General features: G+C 50.6%; 6 protein-coding genes. 1 reads left to right on the forward strand and 5 read right to left on the reverse strand.

The window, feature by feature from the left end; translation table 11 throughout:
* The 5 genes from AC2VLY_RS12420 to AC2VLY_RS12440 all read right to left on the reverse strand — a co-directional run.
* On the reverse strand, window positions 1–669 hold a 669-nt coding region (locus AC2VLY_RS12420; RefSeq protein ID WP_486891902.1), incomplete at its 3' end, for a hypothetical protein.
* Window positions 670–704: 35 nt separating this feature from the next.
* Window positions 705–842, reverse strand: coding sequence for a hypothetical protein (locus AC2VLY_RS12425; protein WP_486891903.1), 138 nt, complete (start codon window positions 840–842; stop codon window positions 705–707).
* The gene (locus AC2VLY_RS12430) at window positions 835–1,971 is read right to left on the reverse strand and encodes an AAA family ATPase (protein WP_486922379.1); all 1,137 of its coding nucleotides are present in this window, start codon (window positions 1,969–1,971) and stop codon (window positions 835–837) included. The genes AC2VLY_RS12425 and AC2VLY_RS12430 overlap by 8 nt, the downstream gene beginning before the upstream one ends.
* A 174-nt stretch (window positions 1,972–2,145) precedes the next feature.
* Window positions 2,146–2,598: a DUF29 domain-containing protein gene (locus tag AC2VLY_RS12435; protein ID WP_486891905.1), complete on the reverse strand. Its 453-nt coding sequence runs from the start codon at window positions 2,596–2,598 to the stop codon at window positions 2,146–2,148.
* 39 nt (window positions 2,599–2,637) lie between these two features.
* Window positions 2,638–2,823, reverse strand: coding sequence for a hypothetical protein (locus tag AC2VLY_RS12440; RefSeq protein ID WP_486891906.1), 186 nt, complete (start codon window positions 2,821–2,823; stop codon window positions 2,638–2,640).
* Window positions 2,824–2,852: 29 nt separating this feature from the next.
* Between AC2VLY_RS12440 and AC2VLY_RS12445 the strand changes: the two genes are divergently transcribed.
* Window positions 2,853–3,285: RNA-guided endonuclease InsQ/TnpB family protein (locus tag AC2VLY_RS12445; RefSeq protein WP_486891907.1), on the forward strand; the 433-nt coding region annotated here is incomplete at its 3' end.

Here is a 3,285-nt window from a genome sequence, read left to right on the forward strand (position 1 = left end):
GGCCATAACCTTGTTCAGTGCAGGGAGAATCTGCGCTATTGCTCGATCTTGTGAATCTCGATATATCCGATAAACGCTGCCGTTGTGCAGAGCATCATTTCCTATGACGAGATCGCTGGCAGAAAACGCTTTTTTAACCTTTATCGGAATAGACTTTTTCCATGCGACAGTACCATTGTGAAGAATTTGCACATGGTCATCCATCGTAATAGCTATTTCGTAGTAACGTGGAGTGAACATTCCGGCAATGGGAATGAGCCCCATGGCCATCGTTTTTCCAAGATCATAATGCACGATGGCTTCGTATTTATTGCCGGGAGTAGGAGAGACTTGGGTGCGAATTGCCCAACCAGTGCCTGAGAGAGACTTGACGATAACTGGTTTGCCACCAGATTTATCAATAGCACTCGACAGAAGTTTGCCAAAGTTTTCATTGATTTCTTTATGGGAAAAGGTCGCCTCTCGGCATTTGTGGGTTAGTGCCAGGATACATCCAGTCTGGACATCACCCCCTTGGGTGTATGTATAGATTGAAACTGTTTTACCAGCTACGTTCGAGGCTTGTGGCATTGGTCCGGAATAGTGCATGTTTGGACTGGAAGCGCATCCGGAAAGTAGGGCGACGGCAGATAGAAACGCTATAAGACGAACGGGCTTTTTGTGTTGCATTAAATCTTCCTTCTTTAATCAGGTTTGTATATGTACTACCAAGACCATTCCTGGTCGCCATCATCCAGCAGTAGGTCACTTAATGGCTGTACGTCCATTTGTGGATCGTAGCCCAGAAACCAGCCAGAACGCGGAGTTTGTCGCGCACTTTGGCCATCCGAGTCGTCAAGCATTTTGTTCCCCTTGCCTTGCGGGAGGCCATTCTCCATTTTTTGCCCTTTTAAGATACCATCTGTGCATGGCTGCATCGCTTACCGAATATTCTCCCATGGCAGACTTCCAGATCATTGGATGATTTTGGTCCCGTAACGTCTGTATCGTTTTTTGGATGTTCGCAATCGACGGTTTTTTCTTTGTTTTTTCAGCGTAAAAATCCAAAGCTGTGGCGTCATACGGACGGAAGTTTTCTCCCATTTCCAGCATTCGCCAAACTATAGCCCTGCCCAGTGGCGTCAGTGCCAGGAATGCGTTTGCCATCTCATCCTCATCGCGCTTTTGCTGTAGCAAGGCTTCATCCATCACCATGCTTTCAAATCGTTCCGATGTGTTGGCTAAAGGGCTGAGAGCATCGGTGACAGCGGTCATGATAAGTTGGGGACGGTTCCCAAATAGCTGAAACGCCTGGAAAAGGGTATCCACATGAACAGGGATAAGGTCGGGCCGCACGGCTTCAATTTCCTGCGCGATGAACGCGATAAAGTCCTGATCCAGTTCAGGCATGTGCCCTACCTGAGAGCCAAAAAACGGGGATGAATTGCCATGTACCAGGTGCAGCAATTTATCCCGGTCGGATCCGGACATTATCAGCATGAGCTGAACAAGGCCGGGAGCGTTGATCTGATCTCGTGCGGATTTTAAGGCAACCATAGTATTGCGCCCGCGCTCGCTGGTCAGTGCGTGCTGCGCTTCGTCGATTATTAAAGCAACAGGGCTTTTCGCTGCCTCTATCATTGCCCGTAGTGCGTCCGTCAAGGTAATAGTGTCTGCCTGATCGGGATGGTTAAACCCCAGGGAAACGCCCGGAATGGTAACTTTGTCCAGTCTGGTGTTCTTGGTAATCTTGTTAAAGGCGGTGTTTGTCTTGGCTACGGCTTTGCCAATGGCATCAGCGATAATAACACCGGGATCACTGTCCAGGTTGGACCAAAGATCCACATAGATGACATGCACCCCCTGCTGTTCCAGTGCAGGTTTGAGATCCATGCGTAAGAAAGTGGTCTTTCCTGTCCTGCGCGGAGCCGCTAGAAACAAACCATTGTGGGTATCTCCAAATAAGGTTTTACCCATGCAGGATTCGATCATTTCCAGGGCGAGCTTAGGTCTCGGAAAGTGTTTCAAGGCAGTTATACCTGTTTTATGCTAAAAAGTATAATTTATTCTATCACGGTATAACGCGGCGATCCAGAGCCTTTGCAACTTGTAGTTACCTGAATGCGCGAAAAGCCCCGTCGTTCAGGGCGGGGTAGATGCCCGCGTCTATTCCGGCCACCAGTCAGCTAACACTTGCGCTGCATCCCAGACCGGAGTGACAGGGAAAGTGGATTCAGGCAGACCCGTTTCGATTGCCGCCAGCCGTCTGGCATCGCTCCATTCGCTTAATACGGCATTGTCTGCGACCTGCTTTAGGCTCGGAGATTGTTCCAGGACTTTAGCCAAGTCCTTGCGCTGGATGAGGATCGTGGCTTGCCAACTGGAAGTACGCTTTTCCGGCTGCCACTGCCACTTCATCAAATGAACAAGAATGACGCTCACACGACTTTCGACTTCCCGGCGATCACGCTTACCCATGGACTCCAATTCCTCAGCCGTGTTTTCCCAATCCATCCAGTCAGGCCTGAAACTGCGTAACGCCTGCGCTTGCTGCTGTGTCCAGGCATGGAAATCCAGGTCGTAAGCTGATTGGTGATCAATCTTTAATGCTGTGGACATATTTGCCCCCTAGTAATGCTGCAACAGTGGCGGTGTTTTCTAGGCCGCAACCATGTTTTGCCGTTGGTCCTCGATGATGATTCCTGCGCCAAGGGTTCTTAACGCCGCGATAACGCCATCAATACGGGATGCGTGATCCACATTTACCTGAATGCGCGAAAAGCCCCGTCGTTCAGGGCGGGGATGGATAGCGCCTTCCGCTCGTGTTCTGTTCCCGTATTTCATTTTAACCCCTTATTCTGTATAATAAAACCATGCGAATACAAAAGGCTGTGCGCTATCGACTGGAACCGACGCCAGAGCAGGAATCACTTCTGGCGCGGGCGGCGGGTTGCGTGCGCTTCGTCTGGAATCGTGCCCTGGCGATCCAGAAATCCTATCTGGATTCCGGCTGCGGCATCCTGAATTTCGCTGATCTGTGCAGCGTGCTCACCACCTGGCGCAATGGCGCATCTTTCGGTTTTCTGGCTGAGTCGCCCTCGCAACCCCAGCAGCAGGCACTCAGGCACCTTGACAGGGCCTTCAAGGAAGCCTTTAATTCCGCCAATCCCAAGCGATTCCCGGTCTTCAAGAAAAAAGGCCGGAACGACAGCTTGCGCTATCCGAATCCTGAGCATATCAAGTTCGACCTGCACAGCAGGGATGCGGATGGACGGCATCGGCTTGCGCGGATATTTCTGCCGAAGA

The organism is Acidithiobacillus sp. TH-A36, from assembly GCF_057473445.1.